Raw genomic sequence first — 15,173 nt, forward strand, 5'->3', positions numbered from 1 at the left:
AAGTTCAGGGTATCCCCTCATAGCGCGGGACCCCGGCAACGCGAGAACATTGAACTATGAATAACGAAGGGTCTCAACGTCGTCGTGGCATCTACGAACAGCTGCGCAAATCACCGGTCATCCGCCAGGACTCTCAGTGGCTCGGTGGCGTCGCAACTGGCCTGGCCGATTATTTCAAGGTCGATGTGGTCCTGATCCGCGGCATCTTCGTGGTGCTCGGTGTCCTCGGCGGCTTGGGCATGGTCCTCTATGGTCTGGCTTGGGCGTTGCTGCCAGATGCCGCTGGAAAGATCCATTTGGAAAGTGCAGTGAATCGCAACTGGACCAGCGGCATGACCGGCGCAGTCATCATCTTGGCGGTGGGCATCTTCCCGGCTCCCTGGTTCCTGGATTCTCTGGCACCGATCTTGTGGCCCGTGGCGATTGTCGCGGCCATCGCATTCATCATCTTCAGCAGGAAAAACACCAGATTTGCACGTCCGGACGGGGCACGAAAGACGGCGCCAACCGGTACCAGTCCTGTCGCCTCGCCCAAGCCTGCCGGCAAGACGACGGCGTTGGAGCATCCATGGCGTGAAGATGGCCCCCAGAGTTTCAATGCAAGCGCGGCGAACCGGTTTGCGGCCGGTAATCCAGATGCGCCAACTACGGAGTACCCCATGAGTTCAGCTGATTCTGGCCCCACACGCCAGCACGAGACTAGCTACTCACCAGATCCTGCATACACCAAGGCCTACAGTTCCAAGGTGAATCGCAAGCCGGTCAGCCACCCGATTCCGGGATGGCTCGGAACGACCGTCTTCGGCCTCACCGTGCTGGTGATCGCTGTGGTCATGCTGGCCGATTACTTGGATATCGTTGCTTTGCCTGGTTCGGGCTGGACGGTGGCCTTGGCTTGCGGACTGCTGCTGGTTGGGCTCGTCATAGTCCTGGCCGCCCTTTCCGGGCGCACCAGCGGAGGCCTTTTAGGCTTGGCAATTCCTCTGCTGGTGTTGACGGTGATCTTCTCTGTAACGTCCTTCGGTGATTCAACCCGCGGGTTCCTTCGCTCGGCTACCGGAGACGACAGCCAGTACAGTGCAGCATTCAGCAGCTCCACGGTAGACCTGACCCACTTGGGCACGATTACCAAGCCCACTACGGTAGAGATCGACTCCGTATTTTCCAAGCTGGACCTGCTCCTGCCGGAGAATGTTCCGGTGAAGGTACAAACTGAAGGCGCGTTCCTGTCCGAAATGGACTTGGAGCTGCCTCAGGATCTACGGTCCTTGCCCGGCGATGCACCAACGCTGACCGTTGAAGTCGACGGCGCTTTTTCCAGCTTCTCCACCAGCGTGGATACCCCCAGCATCCTGAACCCCAGCAACAAGGATTTCTAAGGACTGAGCTTCATGAATACTTCTTCCACTCCAGCTAGAAAATTCCCTACCGGAACCTTGGTCTTCGGGCTGATCATGATCGTTGTCGCCCTGGCATCGCTCAGCCGACTGGTTCTGCAATGGAGTTTCGACATGCCGTTGTTCTTCATCACCATCGTCGCGTTGGCCGGTGTTGCCATGATCTTCTCCGGTCTGGCCGCGGCCGGCAAGGCCCGGAAATCCGCAGCTGAACCACCACTGCCCACGGACCCCAACCTCTAAGTTTCCACGCTTTTCCAACTATTAGGAGTTATCTGATGGACGCATTCTTCAACTCGCTTCGTTCCATGCCGCTTCGCCGCGGACCAGGCCGCTTGGCCGGCGGCGTCGCAGGAGGCATTGCCGACAAGTTCGGATGGGATGTCACCTTGGTGCGCATTGCGCTGCTGCTTTCGTTCCTGCTTCCGGTCATGGGCGTTGCGGCATATATTCTGGCGTGGATCCTGATCCCGGCACAGGACAACACCATCATCTTGCAGAACTGGCTGCGCAAATTCTAAATTCTGGTCCCGACCGGCCAACTCGGCGAACGAAGCTTGGCGCCATGATCCTACTAGGGCGGGTCTCAAGCACTTCCGTGACGTGAGACTCGCCCTAGTGGCTTTAAGCACGTACAATGGCACGCAGAGTAGATGCTCAATGGCGCGCGGATATTGAACGACATCCGAATGGAAATCCTTGCTGTCGCAGCTAGATCGGGAGCCTGCTTGCTCCAGTTGCTGCACAAGGCTTTCCCTTTACTAAGCGAGGACCAATGCGCATTGGAATCATGACCTCCGGCGGCGACTGCCCAGGTTTGAACGCTGTCATCCGCGGAGCGGTACTGAACGGCATCAAAAGCTACGATTACGAGTTCGTCGGTTTCCGTGACGGCTGGCGTGGCGTCAAGGAAGGCGACTTCTTTGATCTTCCCCGAACCGCTGTGCGCGGCATCGCCAAGCAGGGCGGCACCATCTTGGGCACCTCGCGCACGAATGCGTTCGAGGGTGATCTCGGTGGCGCCGAGAACATTTCCAAAGTCCTCAAGTCCAATGGCATCGATTCGCTGATCGCCATCGGCGGCGAAGGCACGCTAGCCGGCGCCCAGCGCCTCTGCGAGGCGGGCCTGCCTATCGTTGGCGTCCCCAAGACCATTGACAATGACCTGGACGCCACGGACTACACCTTCGGTTTCGATACCGCCAACCAGATCGCCGTCGAAGCCATCGACCGCCTGCGCACCACCGGCGACTCGCACCACCGCTGCATGGTCGCTGAAGTAATGGGACGGCACGTGGGCTGGATTGCCCTCCACGCAGGCATGGCATCCGGTGCGCACGCCGTGCTCATCCCAGAGGTGTCCACCACCATGGAGCAGATCTGCCAGTGGGTGAACGAAGCCCATGAACGCGGACGCGCCCCATTGGTAGTTGTCGCCGAAGGCTTCGTGCCCGAAGGCATGGAAGAGGCGTTCTCGGTACGCGGCCTCGACTCCTTCGGCCGTGCTCGCCTCGGCGGCATTGGCGAGATGCTCGCGCCAGTGATCGAGGAACGTACCGGCATTGAAACGCGTGCAACGGTGCTGGGCCATATTCAGCGCGGCGGCGTGCCTACCGCTTTCGACCGTGTCCTTGCCACCCGGCTGGGAATGGCTGCTGTGGATTCCATTCACGCCAAGGCCTGGGGGACCATGGTGGCCCTGCACGGCACGAAGGTGCTGCGTGTGCCTCTGCGGGCCGCCTTGAACAACCTCAAGCGCGTGCCCATGGAACGCTACGAAGAAGCCGCTGTGCTCTTCGGCTGATCCTGGAGACGCAACAAGGGCGTGGGGTGAAATGCATTGGATATGCTTTTCACCCCACGCCCTTGTTGTTGGCTTCTAGCCTTGGGGCGGGGTCCTCAGGAACCCGGTAAAGCGCCCAGCCACCTGGCCGGCATCGGTAGCCACGATGACGTCCTGCGTAGCCGGATAGCTCGTTTCGCCGTCAATCACGGACAACACCGCTTCCGGGTCAACGTTGCGCTTGACCACGGCCAAGGCAATGGGGCCTGCTTCATAATGCAGGGTCGCGGAAGTGATCCGGCCTACCGTGCGTTCGCCCAGCTTCACTTCGGCCCCTGCGGCTGGCAACGTGTGCATGGAACCGTCAAGGTCCAGGAAGACCAGTCGGCGCGGCGGGTGGCCGATGTTGTGCACGCGGGCAATCGTTTCCTGGCCCTTGTAGCAGCCCTTGTTCAAATGCACCGAAGTACGCAGCCAGTCCAGCTCGTGGGGAATGGTCTTGTCGTCGATCTCAGCGCCGAAGCGCGGTTCCCACGCGGCGATGCGCAAGGCTTCGACCGCCATCATGCCGGATAGTTCTTCGTCAGCTACGGCTTCGGCCAGCTTTTCCAGCTCCACGATGTGCAAGAACCATGGACGTTCCTTGCCTGGGTGGTCTGCGCGGGAATAGGCCCAACCGCCCTCGGTAATGCCCGGCCATGGGTTCTCCCAGACCAGCGATCCAGCGGTGCCGATCTTGCGGGGAGCTGCCAGAACGCCATAGCTGGAGGAAAGGTCATTCACCTCAACGCGCAGCATGAAGCGCATCGAGTTCAAGAACTGCTCCAACGCTGCCCCGGCGCCCGGTTCAACAATCAGCAGCAAACGGTCTTCGGTGGCGAGCACCTTCATCTCGTGCTCAATGCGACCCTGGACCGAAAGCAGCAGCGCTTGGGTGCTGTCCCCTGGCTTCAGATGGGAAATTCGCTGGCTGCTGAGCGTATCGAGCCAGCTCTGGCGATCATCGCCTCGGATCTCGACAACGTCGAAGTGGCTCAGATCGGCAATTGCCTGGCCCTCGGCGAGCTTGCGTGCTTCACGGGTCGGAGCGCCGTAGTGGGCTGCGACACCGGCATCAACACCGCCAGCTTCCACAGCCCCAGCGCGATCGAGCAGAATTGAACGGTATCCAGCGGCCATGATCAGTTCGCCGTTCCTTCGGCCGTGACGCGCTTGAGCGCCGCGGAGGCGTGCGCCTGGAGGTCCATATTGCCCTTGGAGACGTCCCAGCGCCAGAACAGCTCGCCATTGACCAGGCCGTAGATGCGAGTGGACGATGCGTAAGCCTGGGCGTTCTTGCTGCGCAGCAGGCTCTCGGTGGCAAGCTGAATACGCGGCCCATCAATCAGGCCGTAATACAGCTCTGAGATGCCATCAGGCCGGACGATATGCGCCTGGATCTTGAAGCCGTCCTCGGTGTGCAGCTTCTGCACATCGTCCGCCGAACGCAATACCGGGAAGATATCCCCCGGCACCATGCCGGGACCGGCATCGGCATCCTGCTGTTCGCGGTCCAGCGACCAGAACCCGGATTCAACTGCCAGGATGCGCAGCTTCGTGCCATCGGCTTCTGTCAGCCAGGCTTCGCTGCGGTATTCAAGGTAAGGGCCGCCAAGGTCACGGAAGGTGACTTGCTGCCAGAAAAACTCGTCCTCGGCTTCGCCTTCGCCAAGACGGCCGGCACCTTCCCAGGTGCCAATGATCCAAGCGAAAGGTACAAGTTCCGGGGTGAGGTCCGTAGGTAGGTCAAAGGCCATGGACTACTCGCTCCTAATTCAGTTAGTGATGAAATGAAAACAGCGCACACGTTGTTGTGTGCGCTGTTTCTACTTCTGGCCCTGGAAGAGGCGCTTCACTACCAGGCCTGCGAACCCGGCCATTCCGAGACCGGCGATCACTACAAGTGCCTGGAAGAAAATTTCGATTGCAAGGTAATTTTCATTCATGGCTTCATCTTAGCGTGCGAGCCCGGAGAACTTCGACACGCGTGACGCAGCTTGCATCATATTTGAACCGCTCACCGTTAAATGAATGCTAGCACTTCCATTGCATACCAGCTGACAGCACCGTTCATCAGCAAGATGGCGCAGGCCAAGCCCAGGATTCCACTTAGATTGCGCACGCTGCGGCTGACCAAAGCCAAGGCGCGTAACGAACCAACCAGCAGTCCTGCAAGCAACCCGAGGATCGCGCCCTGGTACCAAAGGATATCTATCGGCAACGCACTGGACGCCGCGCCCAAAGCTGCAGCAACCACAGGTGCAAGAATCATCGTCATCCGGTTCGGCAGACGGGTTGCGGACACCGCACCAGCCCCGAGCAGCGCGACCACGGTGATCACGGTCAACCCAAAGCCGTATGGTGCGTAAGCGCTGGCGGCCCAGGCAGACCCGAGCACACCCAGGACAATGCCAGTCACACCGGAAACCACGCCGGCCAACCGGCCTTCGGCTTCTGCACCGCGCAATACTTGGCTTATAAATACCAGAAGCACGCCAACCGCGATGACTTCGACGCTATGTGACATCATCGACCCGCCCGGCAAGAACATGGCCAAGGCCGTGGCAGCCAACGAGCATAGCGCCAAGATGATGGTGATCGGCCATGGCGCATCGGAGCGAACCATGCGGGGCCACGTATAGGCGAAAATCAGCTGCAATACCGCGGTGAGCACACCCATCAGCCAGCTCATCGAATCCAGACTTGCGACAACGACAAGCAGTGCTGCTGCAACGAGCCCACTGAATAAAACCTTGATTCTCAAATTCCGATTCCTGACGGTAATGTGTCCGCACTTGCGTGTTCACATGCGTGCTTCAACTGATTCATTCCTTATACTGTGACACGTAAAAGTGATTTTTTCGCAACTATCTGGCAGGAGGCAGACCGATTGGCTCACCTACTGCTCCTAAGTAATCATGCCGAAAATGCCGCTGAAGTTCTTCCGGCACTTGAACTGTTGATGCACGAGATTTCATTCTTCCCTGCAACCACAGAGTCGCTGAGCCAACTCCCGGAATGCGATGCGCTCATTCTCGATGCCCGCACCGATCTGATTCCGGCTCGCTCTTTGGCACAGCTCTTGCACGCCAACTTGAATCTCCCCTTGCTGCTGGTTGTCAGCGAGGGCGCACTGGGCATTTTGAATTCGGACTGGCACGCGACGGATTTCCTGCTGCCTTCCGCGATTCCTGCCGAACTTGATGCACGCATCCGTCTGATGCTCTCAGGCGCATCGGCCCCTGCCCCGGCGCAGGTCGAGCCCGAAAGCTCTTCGGGCCTGCGCATCGATGAGTTGAGCTACACCGCCCGTATCGATAACCGCATGCTGGACCTGACATACAAAGAGTTTGAGCTGCTCAAGTACCTCGCGCAGTTTCCCGGTCGGGTCTTCACCCGCGAGCAGCTGCTGCATGAGGTGTGGGGCTATGACTACTACGGCGGCACCCGTACCGTTGACGTGCATGTGCGCCGTTTGCGCGCGAAACTCGGCACCGATCATGAGCAGCTCATTGGAACGGTGCGCAACGTCGGCTACCGCTTCCACGCCGAATCATAACTTTCGGATAACTCCTACCCACTTCCCACATTTTGCGACTATCGTGAAATGCATGAGCGAACTGCCACAGAACACTGTTTCCATTCAGCACGTCCCGGGTGAGCTTGATGAACGGGTACTGTCCGACGTGCGTCAACTAGCACTCGATGCGCAGGAAGCCGATGGCAATCCGCCGTTGAGCGATCAGACCCTGGTGGCCTTGGCAGCCGATGAGTCAAACGGAAATCTAATTGCACTGCTCGCTGAAGCCGGTGAAGGTGCGGATTCCACGTTGGCCGGCGTGGCTGTCGCGGTTCGGGAATCCGAGGAGCACCCTTGGGTCATGGAACTGGTGGTCCACCCTGAGCATCGTCGGGCCGGTATTGGCCGCGCCCTGTTGGGCAAGCTCGGCGAGCTGCTGGACCTCTCGCAAATCCAGGCGTGGGCGCACGGCGACCACGAGGCGGCCAAGAAGCTGGCCGCCGGCGTAGGACTGAACCGCGTACGCGAGCTGTTCCGGATGCGCCGCGAAGGCACCGATTATTTGGAAGAATCCCCGATTGACCGCCGCATCATGGTTCGCACGTTCCGCGTTGGCGAGGATGAGCCTCAGTGGCTGGAAGCCAACGCCAAGTCCTTCGCCCACCATCCCGAGCAGGGCTCGCTGACCCTTGACGACCTCGAAGCACGCATGTCCGAGGACTGGTTCGATCCAACCGGCTTCTTCCTCGCATTCGATGCGGAGGAGAATCTGCTCGCCTACCACTGGACCAAGATCCATCCTGCCTCCGGTGACGCGGCACGTCCCACCGGCGAAGTCTATGTTGTCGGGGTGGTTCCCGAAGCGCAGGGACTAGGCTTGGGCCGCTCCTTGACCACCACGGGCGTCAACTACCTGCTTGAACTGGGCGTTGATGCGGTGATCCTGTACGTCGATGCCGATAATGAGGCAGCGGTGAAGCTCTACCGCTCGCTGGGCTTCACACTTTGGGATGCCGACATCATGTACGGTCCGCAGAAGATAGACTAGGGGTACCGGCAGTTCCGATTATTTCGGGACTGCCACTAGCGGTGTCTTTAGCGTCCACTTGCAGGAAAGAAGTGAGTTCAGCAGATGAATAGCTACCCCAAGGAAACTGGTACTCAACTACGCGATGTCCCTTCTTCGAAAGTCAACGAGGACCGCATAGAACCTGCCGATTCGTTGCCGGACTTGCATCCTGATGGCGGATTCAAAAATGAACGTTTCCTTGACCGCGAGCTCAGCTGGCTGCACTTCAACGCCCGTGTCCTGGAACTGGCCGAAGACACCGATCTGCCATTGCTGGAACGTGTGAACTTCCTGTCCATCTTCGCCTCGAACCTCGATGAGTTCTTCATGGTTCGCGTTGCCGGGCTGAAGCGCCGCATCCACGCAGGACTGGCAGTGCCAGCGGCAAACGGCATGAACCCGGTAGACCAGCTGGAGCTGCTACTCTCCTCGGCCCACGCACTGCAGACCCGCCACGCCAAGGTCTTCGCCGACTCGGTCTACCCGGATTTGACCGAGCAAGGGATCCGCATCACCACATGGGAAGACCTTTCGGCCTCCGAACGAGAACTGCTTTCCAAATGGTTCGTTTCCCAGGTGTTCCCGATACTCACCCCGCTGGCCGTTGACCCCGCCCACCCATTCCCCTACATCTCCGGCCTCTCGCTGAACTTGGCCGTGGTAGTCCGCAACCCATTGACCGGCAAAGAACTCTTCGCCCGCTTGAAGGTGCCGGACACCATCGCCCGCCTGATCAGCATCGACGGCACCCGCGCTGCGCACTCGTCGCTGCGCACCGCCCGCTTCATCCCTCTCGAAGCGCTCATCGCGGTACACCTGGAGCTGCTGTTCCCCGGCATGGAAATCGTTGAGCACCACTTCTTCCGCGTTACCCGCAACGAAGACCTGGAAGTTGAAGAAGACGATGCAGAAAACCTGCTGCAGGCGCTGGAGAAGGAATTGCTGCGCCGCCGCTTCGGTCCACCGGTCCGCCTGGAGGTCGCCGATGACATCAACCCCGAAATCATGGAACTGCTCACCCGCGAACTAGGTGTGGAAGAGGACGAGGTCTTCAAGCTTCCCGCCCCATTGGACCTGCGCGGCCTCGGTGTCATCGCGTCGCTCGATCGTTCCGAGCTGCACTACACCAAGCATGTCGGCCATACTTCCAACTACCTGAACGAATCGGAAACTGCCAAGGCCGCCAATGTGTTCGCGGCCGTACGCCGCCGCGACATCCTGCTTCACCATCCCTATGATTCCTTCTCCACCAGCGTGCAGGCCTTCCTGGAACAGGCCGCAGCTGACCCGAAGGTCATGGCCATCAAGCAGACCCTGTACCGCACCAGCGGCGACTCGCCAATTGTCGATGCGCTGATCGACGCGGCAGAAGCCGGCAAGCAGGTCCTGGCCCTGGTGGAAATCAAGGCGCGCTTCGACGAGCAGGCCAACATCTCCTGGGCTCGCAAGCTGGAGCAGGCCGGAGTGCATGTGGTCTACGGCATCGTTGGCCTGAAAACCCACTCCAAGCTCTCCTTGGTGGTTCGCCGCGAAGGCGACAAGCTGCGCCGCTACTGCCATATCGGCACCGGAAACTACCACCCGCGCACCGCGCGCTACTACGAGGACTTCGGCTTGCTCACCTGCGACGACGAGGTGGGCGAGGATATCTCCAAGCTCTTCAACCAGCTCTCGGGCTACGCCCCGCGCTCGACATACAACCGCTTGCTGGTTGCTCCGCGTTCGGTACGCACCGGACTGCTGGCGCACATCGAGAAGGAAATCGTCAACGCCACCGCGGGCAAGCCGGCGAAGGTCGTCATCAAGGTCAACTCGATCGTGGATGAAGCCATCATCGATGCGCTGTACCGGGCCAGCCAGTCAGGCGTCAAGGTGGAAGTCATTGTTCGCGGCATCTGCGCCCTGCGCCCGGGCGTCCCCGGACTGAGCGAGAACATCGAAGTGCGTTCCATCCTTGGCCGGTTCCTTGAGCACAGCCGCGTGTTCAAGTTTGAAAATGGCGGAGATCCACTGGTGTACATCGGCTCCGCCGACATGATGCACCGCAACCTGGACCGGCGCGTGGAAGCCCTGGTTTCGCTGCGCAACCCGGAAGACATCGATCGCATGATCACGCTGCTGGCCCGCTACATGGATGACAAGACCGCTTCCTGGCACTTGAACTCCGATGGAGAATGGATCCGCCATTACCAGGACGAGGATGGCAAGCCGCTCTCCGATGTCCAGTTCTGGCTAGTAGAAGAACATGCCCGCCGACGGAACAGTGGACGTAACAGCTAGTGAACGAATCAGAGCTGCGCGATACCCGCACCAGGGCTCGTGACATCATCCGATCCGCAGACGCCGAGGAAATCCGCCTTGGCGAATACGACATCGTGGCTGCCGGGGCGATCCCCTGGAGGCTGAAGGACGGCAAACTGCAAGTTCTCTTGATCCACCGTCCCAAGTACGACGACTGGTCCTGGCCCAAGGGAAAGCTGGAGCAGGGCGAATCCATCGCAGAGTGCGCGTTGCGCGAGGTCCGCGAGGAAATCGGGTTGCGCATAACCTTGGGCATCCCGCTTTCGGCCACTGCCTACAAAGTCGGGCAGAAAACCAAGGTCGTCTACTACTGGGCGGCCAAGACCGATCCGCAGACGGTGATCGAACCCGACGGCGCAGAATGCGACGAGACGCGCTGGGTCAGCCCCAAGAAAGCTGCCGGGATGCTGTCCGCGGCCACCGACAACCAGCCGCTGGACGACCTGCTGAGGGCCCATGACGCTGGCGTGCTCGATACGCACCCGGTGCTGATCGTCCGCCATGCCAAGGCCAAGCCGCGTGGCAAATGGACGCGCGCCGAGGGCGACCGCCCGCTGGCGGCGACCGGACGGCGCCAAGCGCAGGCTGTTTCGCGGATGCTCGAAGCGTGGAAGCCCATGCATGTGGCTTCTTCGCCGTGGATGCGTTGCGTACAGACGATTACGCCCTACGCAGCCTTGCACGCGTTGAACCTCAAGAGCATCAAGGCACTGACCGAACATGCTGCCACGCGCAAGCCTGAGCGAGCCCGCAAGGCCGTGCAGAAGCTGTTCGACAAGTACCGTTCCCAGGTCATTTGCACGCATCGGCCGGTGCTGCCCTTCGTACTGGAGGTCCTCGTAAAGAACTCCACCGCTGAACTGGCCCAGGCGCTGCCGGATCAAGATCCCTATTTGGAACCAGGATCCTTGATCGTTGCACAGCAGGTCCAAGCCGGCAAGCCGCGCATCGTCTCATTCGAGATCCACACGCCGTACCACGACTAGCCTCGGCGGCCGCTACCCGTCCAATGCATGCCGTGCATAGGTGTTCTCTCATGGCTTGGCGAAACCCGTTGCATCTGGCTCCGATTAGGGATAAGACTGTAAATAGGACACACATCACAGCCGAGAATGAGGTAATGCCATGACTGCCAAGCAGCCGCACCAGCCAGTCGAGAAGATTGTGCACCATGGCCTGCGTCTGGATCACGACGCGAGCCGTGGCCGCTATTCGCTGTGGCACGGTTCCACTTTCGTCGGCTTCCTCGGCTACCACGAAGAAGACGGGATCGCCACGATTCAGCACACCATCGTCAACGAGGAATTCGGACGCCGAGGATACGCTCGTGCCCTGGTGACCTTGGTTCTGGACAAGTTCCGCGACGAAGGGCTGAAGATCATTCCCGAATGCAGCTATGTCCAGGACTACCTGCACCGCTACCCGGAATACAACGACATGGTGGTTTCCGCCAGCTAGCCTCGAATGCGAGCAGAGTCATCAATGTCCGTAGTTTCGGCGGCATTCCAATTGATCTAAACTGGAACGTGTGAATATGCCAGCGCCGACGACCAGCAGACAGGTATGATGACGAGTTCAATCGCGACCCCCTATGAAGATCTGCTTCGAGACGTGCTGGAAAACGGCGCCTCCAAGGAAGACCGCACCGGAACCGGAACCCTGTCGGTATTCGGCCGCCAGATCCGCTTCGATCTGAAGGATTCTTTCCCGCTGATCACCACCAAACGGGTGCACTTCAAGTCTGTGGCTGCCGAGCTCCTTTGGTTCCTGCGCGGCGAATCCAACGTGAAGTGGCTGCAGGACCAAGGCGTTCGCATCTGGAACGAATGGGCTAATGAGCACGGCGAACTCGGCCCGGTCTACGGCGTCCAATGGCGCAGCTGGCCAACTCCCGAAGGCGGCCACATTGACCAGATTTCCCAGCTGGTCGACTCGTTGCGCAATAATCCCGACTCCCGCCGCCATATCGTCTCGGCGTGGAACGTCGCAGAAATCCACAACATGGCGTTGCCGCCATGCCACGTGTTCTTCCAGTTCTACGTCGCCGATGGCAAGCTCTCCTGCCAGCTTTACCAGCGCAGCGCAGACATGTTCCTGGGCGTGCCCTTCAACATCGCTTCCTATGCCCTGCTGACCCGCATGCTGGCGCATCAGCTCGACCTGGAACCAGGCGAGTTCATCTGGACCGGCGGCGACGTGCATATCTACACCAACCACTTGGAACAGGTCCAGGAGCAGCTCTCCCGCGATCCTTACCCATATCCGACGCTCAGCCTCAATTCCAAGCCAAAGTCGATCTTCGACTACACGCTGGAAGATTTCAGCGTCAACGACTACCAGCACCACCCAACCATCAAGGGCACCGTAGCCGTATGACCCGCAATCCGCGCCACGCGCACGAGGTGCAACCGCTGATTGGCGCCATTTGGGCCCAAGCCGAGAACGGCATCATTGGCGCTGGCGGCGCCATGCCATGGCATGTTCCCGAGGATCTGGCCCACTTCAAGCGCACCACGGCAGGCCATCCGGTAATCATGGGCCGCGCCACATGGAATTCTTTCCCGGCGAAGTTCCGCCCCCTGCCAGGCCGCACCAACATCGTGCTGACCACGCAGGCCGATGCACATGGGCAACTGCGCAAGGATGGCGCAGTCCCCGTCTCGAGCCTGGAAGAAGCCATTGCCCTGGCACAGCGCAGCGAAGGCGGCGAAGAAGTCTGGATCATTGGCGGCGGCAACGTCTACGCACAGGCACTGGACCTGCTGGACCTCGCGGTGGTCACCAAGCTTGATGTCTCCCCCGAAGGAGATACCTCCGCGCCGTCGCTCACCGCCGACTTCGCTCTGGGTGCTTGCGATCCATCCCAAGATTCGGAAGCTGCCCGCTGGCATGTTTCCTCCACCGGTACCCGCTACCGCTTCGAAACCTGGCTTCGCCAAAAGGACTAGAACGACCATGAAAAAATACATCGGAGAGCTCAAGCAGCACCCCGAGGCACTCTTCATTCTCGGATACATGCTCTTCCCGCTGCTGGCATTGGTAGTGGCCGCACTCGGCTTCTTCATGGTTCTGGGCGGCCACAAGATTTTCGGACTGATCCTGTTGCTGGTTCCCACGCAGATCTTCATCTTCTCGGCGATGTGGGCGATCAAGAACCGCAAGCTGCTGCTTGAGGAAAAGTAAAACTTTCGCTGTACCGAATCACACCTGAACCCTGCTGGGGCTTGGGTGTGATTCTGCTTTAACTCTTGTAACGAACCGGGCTCTGCCCGATCATCGCACCTACCATGGAGACATGACTTCATCTGTTGGTTTTGTAGGTTACCGAGGCATGGTTGGATCCGTGCTGATGCAGCGCATGCTCGACGAGGGCGATTTTGCCCAGATCGACCCGGTATTTTTCTCGACTTCCAATGCTGGCGGCAACGCCCCGGCATTCGCTGAGGGCACCGGCCCGCTGCAGGACGCGTTCGACATTGACACGCTGTCGAAGTTGCCGATTATCGTCACCGCCCAGGGTGGCGACTACACAACCAAGGTCCACACCGAGCTGCGCAAGTCCGGCTGGGACGGCCTGTGGATCGATGCCGCATCCTCGCTGCGCATGAACGATGATTCGGTCATCGTCCTGGATCCGGTCAACCGTTCGGTGATCGATGAATCCCTGGCCGCTGGCACCAGGGACTACATTGGCGGCAACTGCACCGTCTCGTGCATGCTCATGGGCTTGGGTGGGTTGTTCAAGAACAACCTGGTCGAGTGGGGCACCGCGATGACCTACCAGGCTGCTTCGGGCGGCGGTGCACGCCATATGCGCGAACTGCTCACCCAGTTCGGCGACATCAACGCGTCGGTGGGCAGCGAACTGGCTGATCCGGCCAGCGCCATCCTGGAAATCGACCGCAAGGTTCTGGAAACCCAGCGTGGAAACCTCGACGCGTCGCAGTTCGGTGTTCCGCTGGGCGGCTCGCTGATTCCATGGATCGATGCGGATCTGGGCAACGGCCAGTCCCGCGAGGAATGGAAGGCAGGCGTTGAGACCAACAAGATCCTGCAGACTGCCGGCGACAAGCAGATCATCATGGACGGACTGTGCGTTCGTATTGGCGCCATGCGCTCGCACTCGCAGGCACTGACGCTGAAGCTGAAGGAAGACCTGCCGGTCTCCGAAATCGAGTCGCTGCTGGCAGCCGACAACGAGTGGGCCAAGGTCATTCCGAACGAGAAGGAAGCCACCGTGGATCAGCTGACTCCGGTCGCAGCTTCGGGCACTTTGGACATCCCGGTGGGCCGCATCCGCAAGCTGGAAATGGGCCCGGAATACATCTCGGCCTTCACCGTCGGCGACCAGCTGCTGTGGGGCGCAGCGGAACCGCTGCGCCGCATGCTCGCTATCGCCCAGGGCCGCCTCTAGCCATCCCTGAAGCGCAAACCATGGCAAACAGCCCGGAACAGAATTTCTGTTCCGGGCTGTTTGCCATTTCCCTGCAGGTGAGCGCTAGTGGGCCCACTCGTTCCTGAGCACCGAATAGATCAGCTGGTCATGCCACGCACCGGCCCGCCACTGGGCTTGGCGGATGACACCCTCGCGGGTGAACCCCAGCTTCTCCAGGCACCTCTGCTCGGCCAGGTTTTCAGCGGCTGTCGTGGCCTGGATCCGATGGCGCGGGTAATGGGAGAACAAGTAATCGACAAGCAACTCCTGCGCTCGGGTGCCAAGGCCCTGGCCGCGGAACTCGGCAAAGATGCCGATGGCGATTTCCCAGCAGGCAGAGGTGTTGGCCCGGCCCCACGACGTGACGGTGAACCAATCGGCTTTGCCGATGACCTGCTCTCCCAGGCAAACTGCCAGCGCACCGTCAGCGCTGCCGATCATCTGGTCTTGGGCCACGCGGTTGCGCAGCTTGCTGGTATCCCAGAAGCCGAACCATTGGGCTTCGCCGGCGCCCTGGACGGATTGGAAGTTCACCTCCAGCAGGTCGATATCTGTTGGACAGAGCTTGCGCAGGGATACTTCCGCCACGGCATTCCTCCCTTGCCCCGGCAACCGCCGGGAAGCATTTC

At 60.0% G+C, this 15,173-nt stretch carries 17 protein-coding genes; 13 read left to right on the forward strand and 4 right to left on the reverse strand.

Annotation, left to right across the window (positions count from 1 at the left end; translation table 11 throughout):
* Positions 1 to 56 precede the first annotated feature (56 nt).
* The 4 genes from ACLQ8T_RS11810 (at position 57) to ACLQ8T_RS11825 (ending at position 3,201) form a co-directional block, all read left to right on the forward strand.
* Positions 57 to 1,379: a PspC domain-containing protein gene (locus tag ACLQ8T_RS11810; RefSeq protein ID WP_413454728.1), complete on the forward strand. Its 1,323-nt coding sequence runs from the start codon at positions 57 to 59 to the stop codon at positions 1,377 to 1,379.
* Positions 1,380 to 1,391: 12 nt separating this feature from the next.
* Positions 1,392 to 1,640: a hypothetical protein gene (locus tag ACLQ8T_RS11815; protein WP_204722639.1), complete on the forward strand. Its 249-nt coding sequence runs from the start codon at positions 1,392 to 1,394 to the stop codon at positions 1,638 to 1,640.
* A gap of 35 nt (positions 1,641 to 1,675) precedes the next feature.
* Positions 1,676 to 1,918, forward strand: coding sequence for a PspC domain-containing protein (locus tag ACLQ8T_RS11820; protein WP_105656871.1), 243 nt, complete (start codon positions 1,676 to 1,678; stop codon positions 1,916 to 1,918).
* Positions 1,919 to 2,172: 254 nt separating this feature from the next.
* Positions 2,173 to 3,201, forward strand: coding sequence for a 6-phosphofructokinase (locus ACLQ8T_RS11825; protein WP_204722640.1), 1,029 nt, complete (start codon positions 2,173 to 2,175; stop codon positions 3,199 to 3,201).
* Positions 3,202 to 3,276: 75 nt separating this feature from the next.
* Here ACLQ8T_RS11825 and ACLQ8T_RS11830 read toward each other — a convergent pair whose 3' ends face one another.
* The 3 genes from ACLQ8T_RS11830 to ACLQ8T_RS11840 form a co-directional block, all read right to left on the reverse strand.
* Positions 3,277 to 4,359 carry a YgfZ/GcvT domain-containing protein gene (locus ACLQ8T_RS11830; protein WP_413454729.1) on the reverse strand — a complete coding sequence of 361 codons (1,083 nt, stop codon included), beginning with the start codon at positions 4,357 to 4,359 and terminating at the stop codon, positions 3,277 to 3,279.
* Between the two features lie 2 nt (positions 4,360 to 4,361).
* Complete coding sequence (locus ACLQ8T_RS11835) at positions 4,362 to 4,976, reverse strand: FABP family protein (protein ID WP_413454730.1); 615 nt, start codon at positions 4,974 to 4,976, stop codon at positions 4,362 to 4,364.
* Positions 4,977 to 5,242: 266 nt separating this feature from the next.
* Positions 5,243 to 5,983 carry a hypothetical protein gene (locus ACLQ8T_RS11840; RefSeq protein WP_413454731.1) on the reverse strand — a complete coding sequence of 247 codons (741 nt, stop codon included), beginning with the start codon at positions 5,981 to 5,983 and terminating at the stop codon, positions 5,243 to 5,245.
* A 126-nt stretch (positions 5,984 to 6,109) separates the two neighbouring features.
* Here ACLQ8T_RS11840 and ACLQ8T_RS11845 point away from each other — a divergent pair, with 126 nt between their 5' ends.
* The 9 genes from ACLQ8T_RS11845 to asd all read left to right on the forward strand — a co-directional run bounded on the left by ACLQ8T_RS11845 (position 6,110) and on the right by asd (position 14,523).
* Positions 6,110 to 6,778, forward strand: a complete 669-nt coding sequence (locus ACLQ8T_RS11845; protein ID WP_128471104.1) for a winged helix-turn-helix domain-containing protein — start codon at positions 6,110 to 6,112, stop codon at positions 6,776 to 6,778.
* A gap of 52 nt (positions 6,779 to 6,830) precedes the next feature.
* Positions 6,831 to 7,787 (forward strand): mycothiol synthase, encoded by a 957-nt coding sequence (gene mshD / locus ACLQ8T_RS11850; protein WP_204722644.1) that lies wholly within the window; start codon positions 6,831 to 6,833, stop codon positions 7,785 to 7,787.
* An 84-nt stretch (positions 7,788 to 7,871) separates the two neighbouring features.
* Entirely contained in the window at positions 7,872 to 10,088 is a 2,217-nt protein-coding gene (locus ACLQ8T_RS11855) for an RNA degradosome polyphosphate kinase (protein WP_413454732.1), read from the forward strand.
* Positions 10,088 to 11,095, forward strand: coding sequence for an NUDIX hydrolase (locus ACLQ8T_RS11860; protein ID WP_413454733.1), 1,008 nt, complete (start codon positions 10,088 to 10,090; stop codon positions 11,093 to 11,095). Before ACLQ8T_RS11855 ends, ACLQ8T_RS11860 begins: the two co-directional genes overlap by 1 nt.
* 139 nt (positions 11,096 to 11,234) lie before the next feature.
* Positions 11,235 to 11,567 (forward strand): GNAT family N-acetyltransferase, encoded by a 333-nt coding sequence (locus ACLQ8T_RS11865; protein ID WP_066140787.1) that lies wholly within the window; start codon positions 11,235 to 11,237, stop codon positions 11,565 to 11,567.
* A gap of 108 nt (positions 11,568 to 11,675) precedes the next feature.
* On the forward strand, positions 11,676 to 12,485 hold the full coding sequence (locus ACLQ8T_RS11870) for a thymidylate synthase (RefSeq protein ID WP_413456406.1): 810 nt from the start codon (positions 11,676 to 11,678) through the stop codon (positions 12,483 to 12,485).
* Complete coding sequence (locus ACLQ8T_RS11875) at positions 12,482 to 13,057, forward strand: dihydrofolate reductase (RefSeq protein ID WP_275587984.1); 576 nt, start codon at positions 12,482 to 12,484, stop codon at positions 13,055 to 13,057. Before ACLQ8T_RS11870 ends, ACLQ8T_RS11875 begins: the two co-directional genes overlap by 4 nt.
* Positions 13,058 to 13,064: 7 nt before the next feature.
* Complete coding sequence (locus ACLQ8T_RS11880; RefSeq protein ID WP_204722648.1) at positions 13,065 to 13,292, forward strand: NF038396 family protein; 228 nt, start codon at positions 13,065 to 13,067, stop codon at positions 13,290 to 13,292.
* Positions 13,293 to 13,440: 148 nt separating this feature from the next.
* Positions 13,441 to 14,523: an aspartate-semialdehyde dehydrogenase gene (asd, locus tag ACLQ8T_RS11885; RefSeq protein ID WP_413456407.1), complete on the forward strand. Its 1,083-nt coding sequence runs from the start codon at positions 13,441 to 13,443 to the stop codon at positions 14,521 to 14,523.
* An 84-nt stretch (positions 14,524 to 14,607) separates the two neighbouring features.
* Here asd and ACLQ8T_RS11890 read toward each other — a convergent pair whose 3' ends face one another.
* Positions 14,608 to 15,132, reverse strand: coding sequence for a GNAT family N-acetyltransferase (locus ACLQ8T_RS11890; RefSeq protein ID WP_413454734.1), 525 nt, complete (start codon positions 15,130 to 15,132; stop codon positions 14,608 to 14,610).
* Positions 15,133 to 15,173: the final 41 nt, after the last annotated feature.

Source organism: Glutamicibacter sp. FR1 (genome assembly GCF_047300825.1).
Classification (GTDB): domain Bacteria; phylum Actinomycetota; class Actinomycetes; order Actinomycetales; family Micrococcaceae; genus Glutamicibacter; species Glutamicibacter nicotianae.